This is a genomic window from Allopontixanthobacter sediminis, from assembly GCF_009828115.1.
GTDB classification, from domain to species: domain Bacteria; phylum Pseudomonadota; class Alphaproteobacteria; order Sphingomonadales; family Sphingomonadaceae; genus Allopontixanthobacter; species Allopontixanthobacter sediminis.
The window spans coordinates 352,044-372,715 of the sequence record NZ_WTYL01000003.1; the positions used below are offsets into that span (position 1 = coordinate 352,044).

The window sequence follows — 20,672 nt, forward strand, 5'->3', positions numbered from 1 at the left end:
TCTATCAAAATGAGGTCAAAGTTCCAATTGGATTTATCGACGACGCTCCACCACTTTGCTCGAGACAGGGACATCACCATACCGGCAGGTGCTGCTTGTGCAGTCGGTGCCGGCAGCGGAGGTTGTGAATGAACACCTATCTCGAACGGCTTTTGCGGCGGCACCGGCGGATCGACCGCTTGATCGACACCAGCAAGGCGCATGGCAAGCAGGAAGACCTGAAGCTGCTGAAACGGGTTCGCTTGCGTTTGAAAGACAGGATTGCCGAGTTGCAGCGCCGCAACAACCCCATCTTGCGCGTCAACAAGTAGCGGCTCGGCAGGCGGCGCGTTTGACCCCTTACCCCTCCAGGGGGCGGGCGCGTCGCCGCATTTGTGCGGCAACAGGGCCGCAAAGGGGGCTATAAGTACGGGGCGGTAACCGCGCCAGCAATGGATCGGTTGCCGCCCCGATTTGATTTTTCGTCACGCCGAAGGGTTTTGATCATGTTACCGACAAACGCCGCGCGAGCGCTGCGAGACTTCCTGAAACAGGAAAGCGCTGGCGGAATATTGCTGATGTGCGCCGCCGCGGCGGCGCTGGTCGTGGCCAACAGCCCGCTTTCCGGCGCCTATGTGGCAGCATTGACTACCGAGCTTGCAGTTACAGTCGAGGGTGCTGGAATTGCCAAGCCGGCACTGCTGTGGATCAACGACGGCCTGATGGCAGTGTTCTTCCTGCTGATCGGTCTGGAGGTGAAGCGCGAAGTCCTGACCGGGCAGCTTTCCAGCTGGAAGCAATCCTCACTGCCGCTGTTTGCCGCGCTCGGGGGCATGATCGTGCCGGCCCTGACATATACCGCCATCAACTGGAACAATCCGGAAAACCTTGCGGGGTGGGCCATTCCGGCCGCCACCGACATCGCCTTCGCCCTTGGCATCCTCGCGCTGCTCGGCAGCCGTGTTCCAGTTGCGCTGAAGGCGTTGCTGCTCGCGATTGCAGTGATCGACGATATCGGCGCGATCGTCATTATCGCATTGTTTTATACGCCCGGCGTCGAACTGGCCATGCTGGGGGCCGCGGCGGCGGTTCTGGTAGCCCTGACGCTGATCGGCCGGGCGCGGGTCGGGTCATCGCTGCCCTATATCCTGCTTGGCATCCTGTTGTGGTTCTTCGTCCTGAAATCGGGCGTTCACGCAACTCTCGCGGGCGTGGCACTGGCGATGACGGTGCCGATGACCAGCCGATCGGGCGGGAAAGTGCTGGAACGGATGGAGCATGCTCTTCATCCATGGGTCGCGTTTCTGGTGGTACCGGTGTTCGCGTTCGCCAATGCCGGCGTATCCTTTGCCGGATTGGAAATCAGCGCGTTGGCCGCGCCGCTGCCGCTGGGAATTGCGCTGGGCCTGCTTCTGGGCAAACAATTGGGTATTGTCGGGTTTGCGTGGATGGCCGCCAAGTCCGGCATCGCCAGCCTGCCGGCAGGGATCAATTGGGCGCAAATGTGGGGACTGTCCCTGATTGCCGGTATCGGTTTCACTATGAGTCTGTTCATCGGCAATCTGGCGTTTGCTTCGCCGGAACAGATTGCCGCCGTCAAACTTGGCGTGCTCGGTGGTTCAATCCTGTCGGCTATCGGCGGCATCCTGATATTGCGCAGCGCTGGAAGGCAGCCTGCATGATGATAGCCGTTGCGATGTGCCTCGGAGGACTGGTCGCGCTCGTGCTGGGCGGGGACTGGCTGGTGCGCGGCGCCGTCTCGCTGGCGGTAAGGCTAGGGGTTTCGGGCCTGTTCACCGGCCTGGTAATTGTCGGGATCGGCACCTCGATGCCGGAACTCGTGACCTCGATCGAGGCGGCACTTGCCGGATCGCCGGGGATCGCGTGGGGCAATATTGCCGGTTCGAACATTGCCAACACCCTGCTGATCCTTGGCATTGCCGCCTTGATCCAGCCGATTGCCCTCAACCGGGTCGATTCGATGCGCGATGCGATAACCGCGCTGGCGGGGTCGGTGATGCTGTTCGTGGTCGCCTGGTTCGCATGGGGCAGCATCTGGATAGGTCTTGCGCTCCTCGCGGCTATCGCGGGTTACATTGCCTGGCGCTACACCCATTCACGCCAGCCCGGCGAGGAACCTTCTCTGCAGGAGGGCGCCCCGGTCCCGGCCAACCTTTCTGTGCCCGCAGCCGGCGCGCTGCTGCTGACCGGTTTGGGAGTCATGGTTTTCGGTGCCAGCTTCCTTGTGAGCGGCGCAGTCGATCTGGCCCGCCTGTTCGGGATGAGCGAGACGGTTATCGGCCTGACCATTGTCGCGGTCGGTACATCGCTGCCTGAACTGACCGCCTCGGCAATTGCCGCGTGGCGCGGGCATTCGGACCTGGCGATCGGCAATGTGCTGGGATCGAACGTGTTCAACATCCTGCTGATCGGTGGCGTCACCATGATCGCGGCACCGGGCGCGATCCCGGCCGAGATGATCGATATCGAACTTCCGCTGGTGGTTGCCAGTTCGCTGCTGCTGGTCTGGTTCATAGCCTATCGCAAGCAGATCGGACGCATCGCCGGGGCCGTGCTGACCGCGCTGTTCGTCGCCAACACCGCATTTCTTCTCGCCGCCTGATCAATCGTGCAATTGAGTTTCAGGCCGAGTCCTTAAGGCCACACCCCATGATGGCGATGCTGGGAATGCGAGCAGACTCAATATATTGTGGCGGGCTCTTTTTGTTCTCTCTTAACTTCACCACTGGCAAATCGGGTTCCTGATTATTCCGGCTTGACGTGGAGTCCGCTTGGACTCACCCTGTGGATAACTTAACAGGGGACTGAAGATGGGGGTCATGGAGACCACGAAGATGCGCGTCCGGACGGTCGCCAGAACGGCGAGCAAATCGGCTGCTCGCGAAGCGCGGGACGAGGGCGCACCTCTGCCGATCGGCCAGATCCTGCCGGGCGACTGTGTCGCGGCGATGCGTAGCCTGCCGGACAACAGCGTCGACTGCGTTTTTGCCGACCCGCCCTACAATCTCCAACTCGGCGGCGATCTCAACCGGCCCGACGGCAGCCAGGTCGATGCGGTTACCGACCATTGGGACCAGTTCGACAGCTTCGCCGCCTATGACGCGTTCACTCGCGACTGGCTGACCGAGGCCCGCCGGGTGCTGAAGCCCGACGGCGCGCTGTGGGTTATCGGCAGCTACCACAACATTTTCCGGGTTGGCTCGATCCTGCAGGATCTCGGCTTCTGGATCCTCAACGATGTCGTCTGGCGCAAGACCAACCCGATGCCGAATTTCAAGGGCACCCGTTTCACGAACGCCCACGAGACCCTGATCTGGGCCTCGCAAGGCGAAAAGGCGCGGTACCATTTCAATTACCGGGCGATGAAGACGCTCAACGACGAATTGCAGATGCGTTCCGACTGGTCGATGCCGCTGTGCGGCGGGCCCGAACGGCTGAAGCATGACGGCCACAAGGCGCACCCGACCCAGAAGCCCGAAGCGTTGCTGTACCGCGTGTTGCTGGCAACAACCGAGAAGGGCGATGTCGTGCTCGATCCGTTTTTCGGCACCGGCACTACGGGCGCGGTCGCCAAGCGCCTAGGCCGCCAATGGATCGGCTGCGAACGGGAAGATTTCTACCGCGATATCGCGATCAGCCGGATCGAGAAGGAACTGCCGCTGGATGAAAGCGCGCTGGTCACCATGCACAGCGCGAAGGGCGCGCCCAAGGTGGCGTTCGGCGTCCTGGTGGAGAACGGCCTGATCGCCCCGGGTACGCAGATATTCGACAAACGGCGCCGCTGGATCGCCACGGTTCGCGCCGATGGCTCCTTGGTGCATGAAAAGCAGGTCGGTTCGATCCACGGGCTGGGCAAGGACCTGCAAGGCGCGCCGAGCTGCAACGGCTGGACATTCTGGCATGTCGAACACAATGGCGATGTGAAGCCGATCGACGCGATCAGGCAGCTTTACCTGCTCAGTTCCGAAGACTGACGCGGACAATCGGCGGCATATCGAAATGGACCAGGTCTACCTTCGCCCGATCGGCTTTGCAGCCAGCCCGCAAAGCGAACATGGCGGTGCTGTCCGGCTCGCTGGCGGGATGATCTATGCCCACCGTTTTGCGATCATCCGGCGCAGCGGCGCAGAGATAGTCTCGCGTACGCTGGTTTCGGCGGACGGAATGGCCGAGGCGCTCGGTTGCTTGCCGGACGACGTGGCGGCGGACGCGGAGGCGCAATGGGGCGCGCTCCGATTTGCGCATCCGGCAATCCAGCTAGGCGAACGGACGATCCGTCTGGACCAGCCGCAGATCATGGGCGTGCTGAACGTAACGCCGGACAGTTTTTCCGATGGCGGCGACTTTCTGGATGACCCCGACGCTGGCCGGGCGCATGCCGCCGCGATGCTGGAAGCGGGCGCGGCGATCGTCGATATCGGCGGCGAGAGCACACGTCCCGGCGCAGCCGCGACGTGGGAAGGGGACGAGCTGAAGCGAGTCCTGCCGGCAGTGAAATACTGCTCGGCGATGGGCGCCGCGATCAGCGTGGACACCCGCCGTCCGGCAGTGATGGAAGCGGCGCTCGACGCAGGCGCGCACATCATCAACGACGTGTCCGCGCTCCGCCATGATCCGCGCAGCCTGGAACTGGTCGCCGCTCGGGGTTGTATGGTGATCCTGATGCACGCACCGGGCTCCGGCGCCGACCTGCATGCGAACAGCGAATACGGTAATGTCGTGCTGGACGTGTTCGATTGGCTCAAATCCGCGCGCGACCGTGCCGTGGTGGCTGGCGTGGCGCGCGAGCGAATCATCCTCGATCCAGGGATCGGTTTCGGCAAGAGCTTGTCGGACAATCTGGCTTTGCTCAACGCCTTGCCGCTGCTCCACGCCTTGGGCCAGCCGCTGCTGTTGGGCGCGAGCCGCAAGCGGATGATCGGCGCGCTGTCGAACGAAGCGCCAGCGGCGGAGCGGCTCGGCGGAAGTGTTGCGCTGGCGATTGCCGGGATGGATGCCGGCGTCCAGCTGCTGCGGGTGCACGACGTTGCGGCAAGCGTCCAGGCGCGGAATGTATGGCGGGGTCTCCGCGATGCGGCGCTGACCGATTTTTCGGATATCCCCGAAGACTGATCCTAACTCAGGCCTGAGCCTCCGGATTATGCACACGCGCAAGCGCGCTCTGCATTGCCTGGGTCATCCAGGTTTCATCAACACCGTCGAATGCGATCGAGACCGGTTCGGACGCGGCAACCTTGTATTTGCTGCGTTCGATTTGCTCGACGTCAAGTAACGCGCGGCCATTGGCGAGCCACATCTTGATGGCCACGACCCGGTTGCTGTGCACTTTCAGAACGAACCGCTTGAGTTCGGCAGTCGCGCCTTCTTCCGCCAGCTCGAAATCGGGCCGGCCTTCGAAGGTCGCATGGGCCAATTGCACCAGTTTTGTCAGCAGCGGACCTTCGACCCGGTCCCAGCGAATGCGCTGGTACAGGAAATTGTCTACCGTTTCGGACAAGCGGTCGCATTCGAGTTCCAGCGGGTCCTGTTGCACGGCATTTGTTCCATTCGGTTGCGCCTGCACCATAAGCGGTTGCTCTCGCCAACAGGCAAGTGTGCCGTAGCCCCTTGATGGTTAAGATATTGCCCCGTCCGCCATGCTTTCGAGGCTTGGCGGCACGAGATCAGAACGAATAACCGCCGTCGGTAATATGGACGATGCCGGTGACGTTTGCTGCCAGATCGGACAGCAGGAAGCCGATTTCGCCAGCGATTTCCTCTGACGTGGCAAAAGTACCGCGCGGAGTGGTGGTGGCCATGCCTTTGAGCGCAGCCTCCCGGCCATGGTCGGCGACGGCGTTCTGGAAATCGGGCGATCCTTCCCAGATCGCGGTGTCGACACCGCCCGGCGCGATGGCGTTCACGCGGATGCCGTGCACCGCATTTTCCGCCGCGGCGATCCGCGCCATATGCGCAACTGCCGCCTTGGCGACGCCGTACGGACCAATGCCCGGCACCGGTTTCACCCCGGTGATCGAAGCGGTGACCACCGCGCTGCCTTTTCCATTGCGCTTCATCGCGCGAATGCCCGCGGCCAGCGTCAGGAAAGCGCCGTCCAGATTGACGGCCATGACCCGGCGCCATTCCTTAAATGTCAGGTCGGCAATTTCGCCGCTGCCCCCGATCCCTGCGTTGACTATGACGTGATCCAGCATGCCAAGATCAGCCTCCAGTTCGGACCATTTCGCGGGATCGGCTACGTCGATAGCAAAACGTTCGGTAGCAGTGTCCAGCTTAAGGGCATCCAGCCCGTCTCGATCCCGGTCGATCAGCACCAATCGCTTCGCGCCCTGTGCTGCCAGCCAGTGCGAACACGCCGCCCCGATGCCCGACGCGGCCCCGGTTATCAGCACGCTCCGGCCGGTGAAATCGAGTGGGTTGGATGGCGCGGTCATAATCTTGGTCTCCAGTGAAATCGGGTCCCCCCTAACGCAACGCTATCTTAAAGCGAATATGCGATGGCCGGCTGGCGATGCTACCGGTGCTGATCACAATCGATACGGAATATTCCGCAGGGCTTTATGCCCGCGGGACGGGGGCGGATCGTGCCGTCAATTTCGATCGGACCATCGCGTGCCGGTCAAGCCGGGGTGAAGCCGGCATTTTCTATCAGATGGACGTATTCGACCGTTGCGGCGTCAAGGCCGTATTCTTCGTCGATCCGATGCCCGCGCTGGTGTGGGGACAGCAAGCGGTCGACGCGGTTGTCCAGCCGATCATCGCCCGCGGACACGAAGTGCAATTGCATTGCCACACCGAATGGCTCGCCTTTGCGGACCGGTCTCCGCTGCCGGGCCGGACGGGACTGAACATCAAGGATTTCACGTTGCCCGAACAGCGGGTTTTGCTGGAGTGGGGGCTCGACCGGATTGAACAAGCGGGCGCACCGCGGCCAATCGCTTTCCGGGCGGGCAATTACGGCGCGAACGACGACACGTTGTGCGCCCTCGCGGACCTGGACCTGCGGTGGGATAGCAGTTTCCCGGCGGGCCTCACGGGGTCGCTGTGCGAAATCAGCCTGCCAATGGGGGACTGCCGCCCTGTCAGCCACCGCGGAATGCGGGAATTTCCTGTCTCCGCGATCGCGGGACGAAGCGGCTGGCGGCACGCACAACTGACCGCGATGTCCTTTAGTGAGCTACGTGCGGCGATTTCCCATGCAGCACGCACAAACTGGCCCGGGTTCTGCCTCGTCTCGCACTCGTTCGAACTCTACAACCGCGAGACCGGTCGGCCGAACGCGCTGCTCTGCCGCCGTTTCGAAAAACTGTGCGAGTGGCTTGGAGTGTCCACCGAGGCTAAGGGCGCCGGTTTCGGGGACCTCGATCCCGATGTTTCGGGTGGTGAAGTGTCGCTGTTACCACATCACTTCGCCCGCACGGGGCTCAGGATGGCCGAGCAATTCGCCGCCAACACGGTGTTCCGATGAGCAATCAGCTGACCCGCAACTTCGGGACAAGCAGGGGACTCGTGCGGCTGGGCCTGTCCTATATCGAAGCCGTGCCGCTATGGTCGGCAGCGGTCAGGCCGGTGCCGTACGAGGTCCGCCGGCTGGTGTTCGTGTGCCACGGAAACATTTGCCGCAGCGCGTTTGCGGAAGGGGTTGCCCGCGATCTGGGGATCCGCGCGTCGTCGTTCGGTTTGTCGACAAGCAAGGGTAAGCCCGCCCATGAACCCGCCCGAGCAGCAGCGGCAAAACTCGGCCATCCGATCGAGGCGCATCTGACTACCCGGGCGCAGGACTTCGTTCCGCAGCCGGGCGATTATCTGCTCGGCATGGAGCATCGCCACTTGCGAAAGCTGGCGGCGCTGGAGCATCTGGCGCATCTACCCCGCGGATTGCTAGGCAGTTATACCAGCCCCCCGATGCCCCACCTGCACGACCCCTACCGGCTTGATCCCGCGTTCATGGAAGTGTGCTTGCGGCGGGTGGGATCCGGGGTGATCCATCTGGCGCAGGCTTACCCCGGCGCGCGGCTTGGCTGATTATTGACCGGATATCGGACAAGAACGGCCGCGGGTCCCGCACGGACCAGACGTAATAACAAGCCGCCGGGTCGATGAACTGGAAGATGAAGCTGGACAGCAGGACCAGCTTCTCGGCCATCGGCAGCGCATTCTTCATCTGCGCCAGCAAATGCTTGGTATCCGGCACCATGTAGCGGGCGATCCGGTGGCGCGGCCGCGATGGTGATCGAGATACTGTTAGCTTCGCCTGACCAACCGCGCAGCGCCACGTCTCCCAGGCGAAATTCGCGTCGCAGTGATAGGCCAGCGGGATGCTGCCCCAGAAACGGCCGTTGATTTCCATCAGGACGTAACGGCCAGTGGCGGGGTCGTGGCGGTATTCGACCATCGCGGGACCTTCCCACCCGATCGAGCGCAGCAGTCGCTCGGAAAGCATCATCTGCTCGTTATGCTCGGTTAGCGGTACCGAGGTGCAGCAAGTCGAGATCCCTCCCGTTGGCGGCCATTCCCGCAGTCGGCGGTGCTGGAATTTCAGCGTCGCTTCGCCGCGGTGCATGTGCAGCATCTGGCCGAACCCGTATCCGCGCGCGTATTCCTGCACCATCGGCCATGTGGCGATCCGGTCATATTTGCGCAGGATGGACTGCAGCGCTTCCGGATTGTCCGCATATTCCACTTTCTCGAGCGGCAGGCTGGCGGCGGACAACCTGTCAATCATCGCTACCGGGTCGGACCATTTGACTGCGACCGGATAGGTCAGGGAGGTGGGAAATGTATTCTCGTTCTGCGGCGCAAGGGGCTGCCAACTGGCAGGAACATCGATCCCAACGCTCCGCGCTGCATCCAACGTCGCGGATTTATCGAGCACCAGCGCAAATTTCTCTGCTTCCGGCGCGATGACGAGGCAACCGGGCAGGGTGCCGCGCAGGGCGCAAAGTTCCGCCAGGGTCTGTTCGGATATTGCCATGACGGCGCCGATTTCGTGAGTTGTCACGAATTCCGGAAGCCACTGGGCCAGTGGACCTCGTGGCCGCAAGAAGAAGCGGTCTGCATGGCGCGATTTGCCGCCAATCGAATCAGGCCGGTTGCCGATGGCGTAGACTGGAACCCCGCGCTCCCCCAGCTCCCGCACCACGGCGAGCCCGATCGGACTGTCGGTGCCGATAACGGCGGTTTTCAGCATTGAACTAGGCTGCGTCACCGATGCCGAGATCGCCCAGCTTGCGGTATAGCGTGGATCGCCCGATCCCGAGACGGCGGGCAACTTCGGTCATCCGGCCGCGGTAATGGCCGATAGCCAGGCGGATAACATCCGCCTCGATCTCTTCCAGTGGTCGGAGATTGCCGTCGGGCGTATAAAGCATCACCCCGACACCCTCGTGCAAAGGATCAAGCGGCGTGTCGCATTCACCCAGCAATTCGGACAATTGCGGGAAACTTTCGACCGTCAGCGTTTCGTTATCGCAGAACACCGCCGCGCGGAACAGGACCGCCTGCAACTGGCGCACGTTGCCGGGCCAGTCGTAGGCGGACAGCAGGCTGAGCGCGGCATCGCTGATCGACAGGGCGCGGAGGCCCGGCTGCTCTCCGATGCGGGAAAGGAAATGACGGGTAAGGGCCGAAATGTCGCCTTGCCGTTCGCGCAAGGGGGGGAGCACGATACGCGTGCTCGATACCGCCTTGTAAAGGCCCGGATCGAAATGCCCCGCCGCGACGAGGTCGGCCAAGGGAATGTTGCTTGCTGCGAGAAGCCGCACGTCCACCCGAAAGCCGTGCTTCGCGCCGACCGGACGAACGATTCCGCTGGTCAGCGCTTCGGCCAGCACTTCCTGCAATTGCGGAGCCAGCCGGTCGATCTCGTCCAGCACCAGCGTGCCGCCGTCGCAATGCTGCAAGGCGCCGATCTGCCGGTCGAAGGCGCCGGGGAAGGCGTTCTGTTCATGCCCGAACAGGACCGATTCGATGGAATTCGCCGGAACCCCGCCAATATTGATGATCCTGAGGGATGACTTGGACCGGGTGCTGGCGGAATGCATCGCCCGCACCAGCATTTCCTTGCCGGTCCCGGTTTCGCCTTCGATCAGCACCGACGCGTGGCCGCGAGCTGCCTTGGCAGCGTTGGCGAGCGCTGCGCGAAACGATTGCGAGGTGCCGATCATGGCGTCGAAATCGAGCACCGCAGGCATCTTCTCAGTCAGCGGCTGGAGTTCGTGCTTGGGCGCTTCGTGTTTCGTGGCGCTGCGCAGGGCCGTCATCAGCCGGTCGGGTGCCACTGGCTTGACGAGGTAATCGGTCGCTCCGGCGCGCATCGCTTCGACCGCCAGCAATGGCGAGGCGCTGGTCGTCAGCATCAGGATCGGCATCGCCGGGCGCCGCGCCTTCAGTTCCTCGATCAGGCTACAGGCGTCGTCGCCGGGTACCCACTGGTCGAGGATGATCGCCGACAATTGCATGCCCTGCCGGGTGCCGAGCGTAGCGATCGCTGTCTCGGCGTCGCCCACCACGAGCACGCGCCAACCTTCACGCGCGGCGAGCGCCGTGATGAGCCGGCTTTGGGCCGGTTCATCATCAATCAGCATCAGCAATCGCGTCGAATCGTCAGCCATAGAATCCCAAGACCGTCCCGGTGCGGTACAGATCCGATGGACTAACCTGATCAGGTAAAGGTCGGATTAAGGACATTGCACCTCATCCGATTGTTTCGCAGACGCATTGGGCCGCCTGTGCATCGCGAACACGGAAGATATCGGGCGAGGCTTGATGCCAGCGGTGCCGCACGATAGACGGACCGTGAGAGAAACTTGAGATACGGGGATTCGACATGGCATCGCCAAATGACTTCAAATCGGCGGAAAAAACCTACAGCTCGTTTATCGGCACGCTCAAGTGGTCGGTGCCGCTGATCGCATTGATAACCATGATCGTTGTTATTCTGATCGCGTCTTGAGCGCGCAGAACTTGCGCATTGCGGTCCTGAAGGAGCGCGCCGACGGCGAGACACGGGTGGCGATCATTCCCGAAACGGTGAAGAAGTTCACCGCATTGGGGGCAACCATCGCAGTTGAGGCCGGTGCTGGCGAAGCGGCTTCGGTTTCCGATCAGGCCTATGTGGACGCAGGTGCCGGGATAGGTACAGCGGCCGAGGCTGTGGCCGGTGCGGATATCGTGCTGGCGGTTCAGGCTCCCGCTGTTGAGTTGTTGCAAGGCGCAAATCCCGGCGCATGGGTCGCGGCATCCTTCGATCCTTTCGGGCCGCGTGGCCGTGTCGACGCCTATGCAATGGGTGGGTTCGAAGCGCTGGCGATGGAATTCATGCCGCGGATCACCCGCGCGCAAAGCATGGATATCCTGTCCAGCCAGTCCAATCTGGCCGGATACAAGGCGGTTCTGGCCGCAGCGGACCAATATGGCCGCGCTTTTCCAATGATGATGACCGCAGCGGGCACGATTACTGCTGCTCGGGCATTTATCATGGGTGTAGGGGTCGCCGGATTACAGGCGATCGCGACCGCCCGGCGGCTCGGTGCGCAGGTTTCTGCCACGGACGTTCGCTCGGCTACTAAGGAGCAAATCCAGTCCCTGGGCGCAAAACCGATCTTCGTGGAGGACGTCGCAGGCATCGAAGGCGAAGGAAGCGGCGGTTACGCCACCGAGATGTCGGAAGAATACCAGAAGGCGCAGGCCGAACTGGTATCCAGCCACATTGCCAAGCAGGATATCGTGATCACGACGGCGCTCATTCCCGGGCGCGCCGCGCCGCGCCTTATCTCGGACTCGCAAATTGCCACGATGAAGCCCGGCAGCGTGATCTTCGATCTCGCAGTGGCGCAGGGCGGCAACGTGGAAGGCAGCGTGCCCGATCAGGTGGTGACCCGCCACGGGGTGAAGATCATGGGCTTTTCCAACACGCCCGCTCACCTGCCCGCCGATGCATCCGCGCTATTTTCCCGAAACCTGTTTAATTTCCTGAGCGCTTTCTGGGACACGGAAGCGGGCAAGCCGGTGCTGGACGAGGAAATTGGCAACGCCGTGCGGCTGACGCAGGGCGGCAAAGTGGTCAATGAGCGGTTGCTCGGCTCAGGAGAGTAACCTTGGATTTCATCTCAATTCTTTCGATTTTCGTGATGGCCTGTTTCGTAGGTTATTACGTCGTCTGGTCGGTGACCCCGGCGCTGCACACGCCGTTGATGGCGGTGACCAATGCGATTTCTTCCGTCATTATAGTCGGCGCGCTGGTCGCGGCAGCGGGAGCGGGTAACCCGGTCGCCAAATGGCTGGGCCTTGCGGGTGTGGTCCTTGCCAGCGTGAACATCTTCGGCGGGTTCGCGGTTACCGCGCGCATGCTGGCGATGTACAAGAAGAAGGAGCGCAAGTGATGCCCTTCTCCTTCTTATCGTCGGGTGTCGAGGGTATCGGCGCCGTTCCCGTATGGGTTCCGCTTGCCTACCTCGTCGCAGGCGTTTTCTTCATTCTCGCGCTGCGAGGGCTGAGTTCACCTTCCACCAGTCGGACCGGCAACCGTTTCGGCATGGCCGGGATGCTGATCGCGGTGGTTACCACACTGGTAACGCATGACATTGCCAGCCTGCCGGAAATCCTTGTCGCTATTGCGCTGGGCGGTAGCATTGGTTGGATCATCGCCCGCCGGATCGAAATGACCGCGATGCCGCAATTGGTGGCGGCGTTCCACAGCCTCGTTGGCCTGGCTGCGGTGCTGGTGGCGCTGGCCGCGTTCTTCAACCCGACGGCGTTCGGAATTGCCGACGCGGCAGGGCAGATCCTGACCGTCAGCCGTATCGAGATGGCGCTGGGTGCCGCGATAGGCGCGATTACGTTCTCTGGCTCGGTGATCGCCTTTGCGAAGTTGAACGGGAACATGTCCGGTTCGCCGATCATGCTTCCAGGCAGGCACATAATCAACCTGGGCACGCTGATCGCAATCATCGTGCTGACAGGCCTCTATGCCGTCAGCCCCTTGGGCGGCGCGGGCGAGGGCTGGATGTTCTGGGCGATCGTAATTGCGGCGTTCATCATCGGCTTCCTGCTGATCATTCCCATCGGCGGTGCGGATATGCCGGTGGTGGTGTCGATGCTGAACAGCTACTCCGGCTGGGCAGCGGCGGCGATGGGGTTCACGCTGGGCAACACCGCGATGATCATCACCGGCGCGCTGGTGGGCAGTTCGGGCGCGATCCTGAGTTACATCATGTGCAAGGCGATGAACCGCAGTTTCATCTCGGTAATCGCAGGCGGCTTCGGTGCCGAGGCGAGTTCCGGAGGGGACGGGGTCAAAAGTGACCGGCCGTGGAAACGCGGCAGCGCGGAAGATGCCGCGTTCCTGCTGCAGGAAGCGGAAAACGTCATCATCGTCCCGGGCTACGGCATGGCGGTGGCGCAGGCGCAGCACGCCCTGCGTGAAATGGGCGATGTCCTGAAGGAGAAGGGCGTCAACGTCCGTTACGCAATTCACCCGGTGGCGGGCCGGATGCCGGGGCATATGAACGTCCTGCTGGCGGAATCCAACGTGCCCTATGACGAGGTTTTCGAGCTGGAGGACATAAACAGCGAGTTTGCCCAGGCCGATGTGGCCTTCATCATCGGGGCGAACGACGTGGTCAATCCGGCCGCCAAGACCGACAAATCAAGTCCGATTTACGGTATGCCGGTGTTCGACGTGGAAAAAGCCAAGACGGTCATGTTCATCAAGCGCAGCATGGGCGGGGTGGGCTATGCCGGGGTCGACAACGACGTGTTCTACATGGACCAGACGATGATGCTGCTCGCCGATGCGAAGAAAATGGTCGAAGAAATCATCAAGCACCTCGACTGATCCGATGCGCAAACTTCTCTTGTTCGTGGCGCTGGTGGCGGGCGTGGTCGCGCTCGGGATCAGTACCGGTGCGGTTGACGCTGTGGTGGAATGGCGCGTTAAATCGGGCTTGATGGACGCCGGTATCGGGGAAAAGCGCGCGACCTGCATGGCGGCGCGAATGACCGACCGGCTTGGCATCCTGCAATTGCGCAAATTGCAGAATATGCAGGCGAAGGACGGTGAGACAGTGGAGCCAACCGGGCTCGGCGATTACATCAAGCGGGTCCGGCGGATACGGGACGCCGAAGTGGTCGCCGTCACGGGTAGTTCCGCAGCCCTGTGCGCCGTCGGGATCGGTTAAGCTACGGCGGGTTACAGCCGGGTGAAAGTCACAGTCCGGCAGAACACGGAAACGCATCCCTTTACCTTCAGCTTCGATCCCTCGCGGGCTAGGTCGGCGCTGAAATAGCGGCCTTCCTGCGGACTGTATCCCTTGCCCTCGAACCCGTCGCCATCGGGTGTCAGGTTCCAGAAAATCCGTTTGCCGAGTAGTTTCTCGTCGCGCTTGGCCTTGTCGGGATTTTTCGTGTCGCGGGCCCCGCCGTCAGGTTCCTTCACCAGAAACTGGTCGATCTTGCCGCAGATCGCAGTGCCGCATTTGTAAAAGGAAATTACCGAAGTGGCGTCATCGGTCTTCCATTTGCCCAGTATCGATGCGGGAGCGGCGAGTGCGGGGGTGGCGGTAAGCACGGCAGCAAGCGCAAGCGGCGTTATGGTCGCAATTCGCATTTTCAATCCTCGTTACGGGTGGAAACGGGCTTCGTTTCACACCTTGGTTTCGCGGCAATTCTGGCGCATCATGGAAACAATGTGGAGAGGAAATGTCATGATCAAGCTGAACCTTGCCTGTGGAACGGCGGTCATGCTGCTCGCTTGGGCGCCTTACGTTCAGGCCAAAGACGTCGCGATCGCGGCTGGGGAAGGCGCGCAGATGCGCCTCCAGGAAGCGCTGATAATGGCAGAACCGGGCGATACCTTGGTTCTGGATGCGGGAAAATTCGTGCTCTCCGACGGGCTGTCGCTCGACGTTGACGGGGTTACCATCCGCGGGGCGGGGATGGACCGCACCGTGCTGGATTTCACTGGTCAGATGGACGCGGGGGAGGGTCTGCTGGTGACGTCCGACGGCGTCACCCTGCGCGACTTCGCGCTCGAAAACCCAAAGGGGGACGGTATCAAGTCCAAGGGCGCGGACAACATCGTCTATCACCGCGTCCGCGTCACCTGGACCGGCGGCCCTTCAGCCAGCAATGGTGCGTACGGCATCTATCCGGTTGAGAGCACAAATGTCCTGATCGACGGGGTCAAGGTATCCGGTGCCTCCGACGCGGGCATCTATGTCGGGCAAAGCAGCAAGATTACCGTCCGCAATTCGATTGCCGAGGCGAACGTCGCCGGGATCGAGATCGAGAACAGCCGCGATGCGCTGGTCGAAAACAACATGGCGGTCCGCAACACCGGCGGCATCCTGGTGTTCGACCTGCCCAATTTGCCGGTGATGGGCGGCGGCAACGTGATCCTCCGGCGGAATCTGGTGGTCGACAACGACACGGCCAATTTCGCGCCGCCGGGTAATATTGTCGCCAGCATCCGCCGGGGGACGGGGATCCTGGTGATGGCGAATGACGGGGTCCTGATCGAAGACAATGTCCTCAGCAATAATCCGACCGCGCATGTCATGGTGATCGCCTATACGCAGCCCTACGAGGACGAGCGCTACAACCCGTTCGCGCGCAATGTCGTGGTCGGTGAAAACGCCTTCGGACGCGGCGGCGACGACCCGCAGATGGGCGGAGCAGAGATGCTGGTTGCAGCATTTGGCGGCGCGCTGCCCCCGGTGATGTGGGACGGCGTTTCGCAGGGCGATACCGGCCTGACCGTCAGCGAAGGGGTTACCGGTTGGTCGCTTAATCTGGCAAAGCCGGGTCAGGACCCTGCGACGGGCCAGCCGGCGCCGCTCGATGTTCCGCAGCCCGGTTACAGCTTCGATACTGCCTCCGTCGGTGCGCCCGCTGAACTGGAGGCGCGTCTGACGTCATGAGGCCGCGCAATGTCCTGTTGGTCCTGGCGGCTGCGAGCCTCGGGGCGGCGGCGCTCGCGGCTCCGCTAGCCGCGCCCCGCGCCGTGAACGATATTGCGGTCAGCCAGACCCCGCTACCCGGAAAGCTGTCGGACTTCGGATTTTTCGCTGATCCGTTGCGCCAGTTTCCCTCGTCCGGCGTTACCGCCTACCGGCTCAACACACCGCTGTATTCGGACGGGGCGGAGAAACTTCGGTTCCTCTATCTGCCGGAGGGCACCAGCGCTGGGTCTGACGGAGAGGGCCTGCTGGTCCTGCCGGTCGGGGCTGCGCTCATCAAGACGTTTGCCTTCGGGGAAGGCGATGACCGCCGGTTGATCGAAACGCGGGTGCTGCTCCACCGGGCCGATGGCTGGACGGCGTTGCCATATCGGTGGAACGATGCGCAGACCGAAGCCACGCTGGCCATTGCCGGCGGGCGGGTGAACCTGACAACGCCCGAAGGAGAAGCAATCAGTTACCGGGTGCCGAACAAGAACCAGTGCAAGGAATGCCACGGAGTGGGCGGGGAAGTGATCCCCATCGGGCCCAAGGCGCGAAATTTGTCCACTGCTTGGCTTCAAGGGATGGTGACTAGCGGGCATCTCGACCGCGTACCCTCCGGCTCGGACAAACTGCCGGTCTGGGAACACCGCAGCGATGCCGAGGCGGCATCCGTCGCCCGGGCCTACCTCGATGTAAACTGCGCCCACTGCCACCGTCCGGGCGCGACCGCTTCCAATTCCGGGCTCGACCTGCGGTGGGAGCAGGACGATCCCCAGGCCCTCGGTATCGGCAAACGTCCTGTCGCCGCAGGCCGCGGTTCGGGCGGACTGCTGTTTGACGTGGTCCCCGGTAAGTCCGGGGAATCGATCTTGGCGCACCGGATGAAAAGTCTCGAACCGGGCGTCGCGATGCCCGAACTTGGCAAGTCGACCGTGGACAAGGACGGCGTGGCAGCGGTCGAGCAATGGATCCGGGAAATGCCGTCGAGATGAGAGCGCTGTTCAAGGGTTTGCTGGTGCTGGTAACGGTGCTGGTGGCTGCCTTCCTGTTCTTCCGCACGCCCGATACCGATCCGGCGGAGATGCGCGCCAAATACGGCGGCCCGCCCTCGCAGTTTGTCGACCTCGACAACGGTCTGACGGTTCATGTCCGCGACGAAGGGCCGCGCGATGCGCCGGCAATCGTCCTGCTGCACGGTTCCAACGCCGATTTGCACACGTGGCAGGAATGGGTCCGACTGCTGGGCCAGGATTACCGGATCATCCGTTTCGACCAGATCGGCCACGGGCTGACCGGACCCGCGCCGAACGGGGACTATTCTACCGCGGCATTCGTTGAAACGGTCGACCAAGTGGCGTCCTCGCTGGGGCTGGAACGCTTCATTCTCGGCGGCAATTCCATGGGCGGGCAGATCGCGATGGCCTATGCCATCGCCCATCCGGACAGACTGGACGCATTGATCCTGGTCGATGCCGGGGGCGCGCCGCAACCGGGCGAGGGAGGTAGCGGGAACATCGGCTTTACTATCGCCCGGATGCCGGTGGTAAACCAGTTGATGACGCAGATCACTCCCCGACCGATCATCGAGCAGAGCTTGTCCCAAAGCGTATCGAACCAGGCGGTGGTGACCCCTCAGGCGGTGGACCGATATTGGGAATTGCTGCGGTATCCAGGAAACCGCGCCGCAACGCTGGCCCGGTTTGGCAAGCCCGCCGAGGCTTTTACGGACGCACAAGTCGCCCGGGTCACCGTGCCGACCCTGATCATCTGGGGCGAGGACGATGCGCTGATCCCGTTTTCTTCGGCCGCATGGTTTGCGAAAAACTTGCCCGAATCGACCCTCGTTTCCTATCCTGGAATTGGGCACCTGCCGATGGAAGAGGCTCCCGTAAGGAGTGCGGATGCAGTCCGGGAATGGCTTGGTGAACCGGCGTTAGCCACTGCTGTCCGCTGATTCCGCGGCGTGCCGCAAGCCGCTGGACCTGCGCCGTTGCTGTGGTAAGCCTTGTGCACGTGCCGGGGCCACAAGCAGGGTGAACGGTCGTTTCAGGGAAGTAATTCGTTGCGCAAATTGGGTCTGATAGGGGGGATGAACTGGATCTCCACCCTGACATATATCGAGCTGATCAACCGCCGGGTGCAGCGCCGGGCGGATGCGCGCGCAACCGCACCCCTCGTCGTGGAAAGTCTCGATTTTGGCCAGCTGGAGGGTTTGCGCGAAGGGAAGGATTGGGAAGCCGCCGCTGGGATGGTGGTAGATTCAGCCGGCCGACTGGAGCAGGCTGGCGCCGAGGGCCTGGTGATCTGCGCCAACACAATGCACAAATACTATGACCGCGTGGTCGCTGCTGTCGGTATCCCGGTGATCCACGTGGCGGATTGCCTTGGTGCCCGGATGGCCCGTGAAGGTGTCACCAACGCAGCGCTGATCGGCCGCCGGAATGTGATGACCGAAAGCTTCTTCCGCGAACGGCTGGTCAGCCACGGGATCGACCTGATGCCGCCGAAGATGGATAACGTCGAAGTGATCGACCGGATCATTTACGAGGAGTTGATGGTCGGCAAGGCGAGCCGTGACGCCCAGCGGGCGCTTAAAACCATTATTACCCAGAAAGAACAGGCCGGCGCCAAGGCGATCGTGCTGGCGTGCACCGAACTCGAATTGGTGGTGGATATCGACGCAAACGTCCTGCCGATATTCGATTCCACGCGAACCCACTGCGATGCGGCGGTCGATTGGATGATGGGTACGGATTGACACCGCAATCGTACCTGTTGCCAGATTGTTCCCGTTGTTTGCGGGTCCGGCATCTCCTAAGTCCGCTGGCACATGACCCGTGCCCCCTTCGCCGCTGACCCCACCCGATCGCGCGGCCGCGAGTTTGCCGAAAACCGCGAAGGCGCACGAGGACCGCGGAGCGAATTCCAGCGCGACCGTGACCGGATCATCCATTCGATCGCGTTCCGGCGGCTCCGCAGCAAGACACAGGTCTTCATCGCGCCCGACGGGGACCATTACCGTACCCGGCTGACCCATAGTCTCGAGGTTGCCCAGATCGGCCGCGTGATCGCCCGCACCCTCGGCCTCGACGAAGACCTGACCGAGGCGCTGTGCCTCGCACATGACATCGGCCATCCGCCGTTCGGGCATGCAGGGGAGGATGCCCTTTCGCAGGCGATGGCGGAGCACGGCGGCTTCAATCACAACGCGCAGTCGCTGCGGACCCTGATGCGGATCGAGAGCCCCTATTGCGACCATCAGGGGCTGAACCTGACCTGGGAACTGCTGGAAGGGTTGGCCAAACACAACGGTCCGGTTGCGCAGCCGGGCTGGGCACTGTCGGAGCTGGACACCGCATTTCCGCTCAAGCTGGGCGATTATCCATCCCTCGAAGCGCAGATCGCGTCGATTTCCGACGATATTGCTTACGACAATCATGACATCGACGATGGACTGCGCGCCGGGTTTCTGCAGCTGGATGACCTGCTAACTCTGGATTTCGTCGCGGACCAGTGGCGGACCGTCGAAAAGCGCTTCCCACATGCTACGCGCGAACGGCAGTTGCGCGAACTTGTCCGGGGGCAAATCGGACTGATGGTGAATGATGTAATCGAACACACCCGGGCCGTGGTGGCAGGGTATACCTCAATCGACGAAATCCGCGGTGCCGGCACGGTGCTCGGCACGTTCTCGCCCGCGATGCAGGCAGACGAGCGGAAGCTGAAGAAATTCATGTACGACCGGCTCTATTATCATCCCGAACAGAGAGCGACAGCACAGCGCGCAACCGAAGTCGTTGCGAAGCTGTTTGCCGCGTTCGCGCAGGATAACCGGCTGCTTGAAGAACGCTGGTACCACTCACTGCCCGACGCCCAGCCGCAGCGCAGCCGCCATATTGCCGATTACATCGCAGGCATGACCGACCGTTTCGCGATCGACCAGTGCGCGAAGATTTACGGCGAAGTGCCGGAGGGCCTGAGCAATGTTTAGTACCTCGGGCGGGCCGATACGGATTGCGCTGGTCGGCGCAACCGGGATGATCGGACGCGCGGTCGTGGAAGCGTGCATCGGGCGCGAGGACGTGCGGCTGGTCGCCATAGCCCGCCGCGAAATGAAGCTGCCCGTTGGCGCCAAAATGGAATTGTTCGTCGCCGATCCGGCGAAGTGGGAAGAAGTGCTCGAGGCCGTCAAACCCCAGGTGATGATCAACGCGCTGGGCACGACGCTAAAGAAATCGGGCGGCGACGAGGACGTTTTTCGCGCGGTGGACCAGGAACTGGTGCTTGATGTGGCCCGCGCGGCCCACCGGCAGGGTGTGCAGCGGTTCATCTCGGTAAGTTCGGTAGGAGCGCACATACTGGCCAAGACATTCTACCTTCAGGTCAAGGGCGAGGTCGAGCGTGATCTGGCCAAGGTCGGGTTCCGGCGGCTAGATATCCTCCGACCCAGCCTGCTTCGCGGTGCGCGTCTAGATGACCTGCGTTTCGCCGAAAGGCTGGGAATGATAGCGTCACCACTAGGCAATCTGATGCTGCAGGGCGGCTACCGGAAATACCGCGCGGTGGAGACCGATACGGTGGCGGACGCCGCCCTGGCACTTTCGCTGACCAAGCCCGGCGGCAAATTTGCACACGAACACGATGCAATCTTGCGAGCTGCCAATTCGCTGCCGCAACCCGAAACCGGGCCGATGGCTTGAGGGGTTGCGCGGCCAGATAGGAACTTAC

General features: G+C 62.3%; 23 protein-coding genes. 18 read left to right on the forward strand and 5 right to left on the reverse strand.

Annotation, left to right across the window (positions count from 1 at the left end):
- Positions 1-128: 128 nt before the first annotated feature.
- The 5 genes from GRI65_RS12515 (at position 129) to folP (ending at position 5,112) form a co-directional block, all read left to right on the forward strand.
- A complete protein-coding gene (locus tag GRI65_RS12515; RefSeq protein ID WP_160756894.1) occupies positions 129-311 on the forward strand; it encodes a hypothetical protein in 183 nt (60 codons plus the stop codon).
- Positions 312-485: 174 nt separating this feature from the next.
- On the forward strand, positions 486-1,661 hold the full coding sequence (gene nhaA, locus GRI65_RS12520) for a Na+/H+ antiporter NhaA (protein ID WP_160756895.1): 1,176 nt from the start codon (positions 486-488) through the stop codon (positions 1,659-1,661).
- Positions 1,658-2,602: a calcium/sodium antiporter gene (locus tag GRI65_RS12525; RefSeq protein WP_160756896.1), complete on the forward strand. Its 945-nt coding sequence runs from the start codon at positions 1,658-1,660 to the stop codon at positions 2,600-2,602. Before nhaA ends, GRI65_RS12525 begins: the two co-directional genes overlap by 4 nt.
- A 208-nt stretch (positions 2,603-2,810) precedes the next feature.
- On the forward strand, positions 2,811-3,974 hold the full coding sequence (locus GRI65_RS12530; RefSeq protein ID WP_160756897.1) for a site-specific DNA-methyltransferase: 1,164 nt from the start codon (positions 2,811-2,813) through the stop codon (positions 3,972-3,974).
- A gap of 25 nt (positions 3,975-3,999) precedes the next feature.
- On the forward strand, positions 4,000-5,112 hold the full coding sequence (gene folP / locus GRI65_RS12535; protein ID WP_160756898.1) for a dihydropteroate synthase: 1,113 nt from the start codon (positions 4,000-4,002) through the stop codon (positions 5,110-5,112).
- A 7-nt stretch (positions 5,113-5,119) separates the two neighbouring features.
- On the opposite strand, the gene GRI65_RS12540 is transcribed toward folP, so the two are convergent.
- Both GRI65_RS12540 and GRI65_RS12545 read right to left on the reverse strand, forming a co-directional pair.
- Complete coding sequence (locus tag GRI65_RS12540) at positions 5,120-5,533, reverse strand: hypothetical protein (RefSeq protein WP_160756899.1); 414 nt, start codon at positions 5,531-5,533, stop codon at positions 5,120-5,122.
- 130 nt (positions 5,534-5,663) lie between these two features.
- Positions 5,664-6,434, reverse strand: a complete 771-nt coding sequence (locus GRI65_RS12545; protein ID WP_160756900.1) for an SDR family NAD(P)-dependent oxidoreductase — start codon at positions 6,432-6,434, stop codon at positions 5,664-5,666.
- A gap of 86 nt (positions 6,435-6,520) precedes the next feature.
- Here GRI65_RS12545 and GRI65_RS12550 point away from each other — a divergent pair, with 86 nt between their 5' ends.
- Complete coding sequence (locus GRI65_RS12550; protein WP_160756901.1) at positions 6,521-7,468, forward strand: polysaccharide deacetylase family protein; 948 nt, start codon at positions 6,521-6,523, stop codon at positions 7,466-7,468.
- Entirely contained in the window at positions 7,465-8,025 is a 561-nt protein-coding gene (locus GRI65_RS12555) for an arsenate reductase/protein-tyrosine-phosphatase family protein (protein ID WP_160756902.1), read from the forward strand. Before GRI65_RS12550 ends, GRI65_RS12555 begins: the two co-directional genes overlap by 4 nt.
- On the opposite strand, the gene GRI65_RS12560 is transcribed toward GRI65_RS12555, so the two are convergent.
- Positions 7,946-9,190 carry a carboxylate--amine ligase gene (locus GRI65_RS12560; RefSeq protein ID WP_160756903.1) on the reverse strand — a complete coding sequence of 415 codons (1,245 nt, stop codon included), beginning with the start codon at positions 9,188-9,190 and terminating at the stop codon, positions 7,946-7,948. The two genes, GRI65_RS12555 and GRI65_RS12560, sit on opposite strands and share 80 nt — an antisense overlap.
- Positions 9,191-9,194: 4 nt before the next feature.
- Positions 9,195-10,613, reverse strand: a complete 1,419-nt coding sequence (locus GRI65_RS12565) for a sigma-54-dependent transcriptional regulator (protein ID WP_160756904.1) — start codon at positions 10,611-10,613, stop codon at positions 9,195-9,197.
- Between the two features lie 215 nt (positions 10,614-10,828).
- Between GRI65_RS12565 and GRI65_RS15330 the strand changes: the two genes are divergently transcribed.
- The 5 genes from GRI65_RS15330 to GRI65_RS12585 are packed head-to-tail and all read left to right on the forward strand — an operon-like array spanning position 10,829 to position 14,180.
- Positions 10,829-10,954 carry an aa3-type cytochrome c oxidase subunit IV gene (locus GRI65_RS15330; RefSeq protein ID WP_232844127.1) on the forward strand — a complete coding sequence of 42 codons (126 nt, stop codon included), beginning with the start codon at positions 10,829-10,831 and terminating at the stop codon, positions 10,952-10,954.
- A gap of 11 nt (positions 10,955-10,965) precedes the next feature.
- On the forward strand, positions 10,966-12,096 hold the full coding sequence (locus tag GRI65_RS12570) for an NAD(P) transhydrogenase subunit alpha (RefSeq protein WP_160757136.1): 1,131 nt from the start codon (positions 10,966-10,968) through the stop codon (positions 12,094-12,096).
- A 2-nt stretch (positions 12,097-12,098) separates the two neighbouring features.
- Entirely contained in the window at positions 12,099-12,383 is a 285-nt protein-coding gene (locus GRI65_RS12575; protein ID WP_160756905.1) for an NAD(P) transhydrogenase subunit alpha, read from the forward strand.
- On the forward strand, positions 12,383-13,837 hold the full coding sequence (locus GRI65_RS12580) for an NAD(P)(+) transhydrogenase (Re/Si-specific) subunit beta (RefSeq protein ID WP_160756906.1): 1,455 nt from the start codon (positions 12,383-12,385) through the stop codon (positions 13,835-13,837). Before GRI65_RS12575 ends, GRI65_RS12580 begins: the two co-directional genes overlap by 1 nt.
- Positions 13,838-13,841: 4 nt before the next feature.
- Positions 13,842-14,180, forward strand: coding sequence for a hypothetical protein (locus tag GRI65_RS12585; protein ID WP_160756907.1), 339 nt, complete (start codon positions 13,842-13,844; stop codon positions 14,178-14,180).
- A gap of 11 nt (positions 14,181-14,191) precedes the next feature.
- On the opposite strand, the gene GRI65_RS12590 is transcribed toward GRI65_RS12585, so the two are convergent.
- Positions 14,192-14,608 (reverse strand): DUF2147 domain-containing protein, encoded by a 417-nt coding sequence (locus GRI65_RS12590; protein ID WP_160756908.1) that lies wholly within the window; start codon positions 14,606-14,608, stop codon positions 14,192-14,194.
- Between the two features lie 97 nt (positions 14,609-14,705).
- Here GRI65_RS12590 and GRI65_RS12595 point away from each other — a divergent pair, with 97 nt between their 5' ends.
- From GRI65_RS12595 to GRI65_RS12620, 6 genes are all read left to right on the forward strand, one after another.
- Entirely contained in the window at positions 14,706-15,920 is a 1,215-nt protein-coding gene (locus GRI65_RS12595; RefSeq protein ID WP_160756909.1) for a parallel beta-helix domain-containing protein, read from the forward strand.
- Positions 15,917-16,936, forward strand: a complete 1,020-nt coding sequence (locus GRI65_RS12600) for an SO2930 family diheme c-type cytochrome (protein ID WP_160756910.1) — start codon at positions 15,917-15,919, stop codon at positions 16,934-16,936. The genes GRI65_RS12595 and GRI65_RS12600 overlap by 4 nt, the downstream gene beginning before the upstream one ends.
- Positions 16,933-17,898 carry an alpha/beta fold hydrolase gene (locus tag GRI65_RS12605; RefSeq protein WP_160756911.1) on the forward strand — a complete coding sequence of 322 codons (966 nt, stop codon included), beginning with the start codon at positions 16,933-16,935 and terminating at the stop codon, positions 17,896-17,898. Before GRI65_RS12600 ends, GRI65_RS12605 begins: the two co-directional genes overlap by 4 nt.
- A 108-nt stretch (positions 17,899-18,006) precedes the next feature.
- Positions 18,007-18,702 (forward strand): aspartate/glutamate racemase family protein, encoded by a 696-nt coding sequence (locus GRI65_RS12610; RefSeq protein WP_160756912.1) that lies wholly within the window; start codon positions 18,007-18,009, stop codon positions 18,700-18,702.
- A 72-nt stretch (positions 18,703-18,774) separates the two neighbouring features.
- Entirely contained in the window at positions 18,775-19,935 is a 1,161-nt protein-coding gene (locus tag GRI65_RS12615) for a deoxyguanosinetriphosphate triphosphohydrolase (RefSeq protein ID WP_160756913.1), read from the forward strand.
- Positions 19,928-20,644: an NAD(P)H-binding protein gene (locus tag GRI65_RS12620; RefSeq protein WP_160756914.1), complete on the forward strand. Its 717-nt coding sequence runs from the start codon at positions 19,928-19,930 to the stop codon at positions 20,642-20,644. Before GRI65_RS12615 ends, GRI65_RS12620 begins: the two co-directional genes overlap by 8 nt.
- Positions 20,645-20,672: the final 28 nt, after the last annotated feature.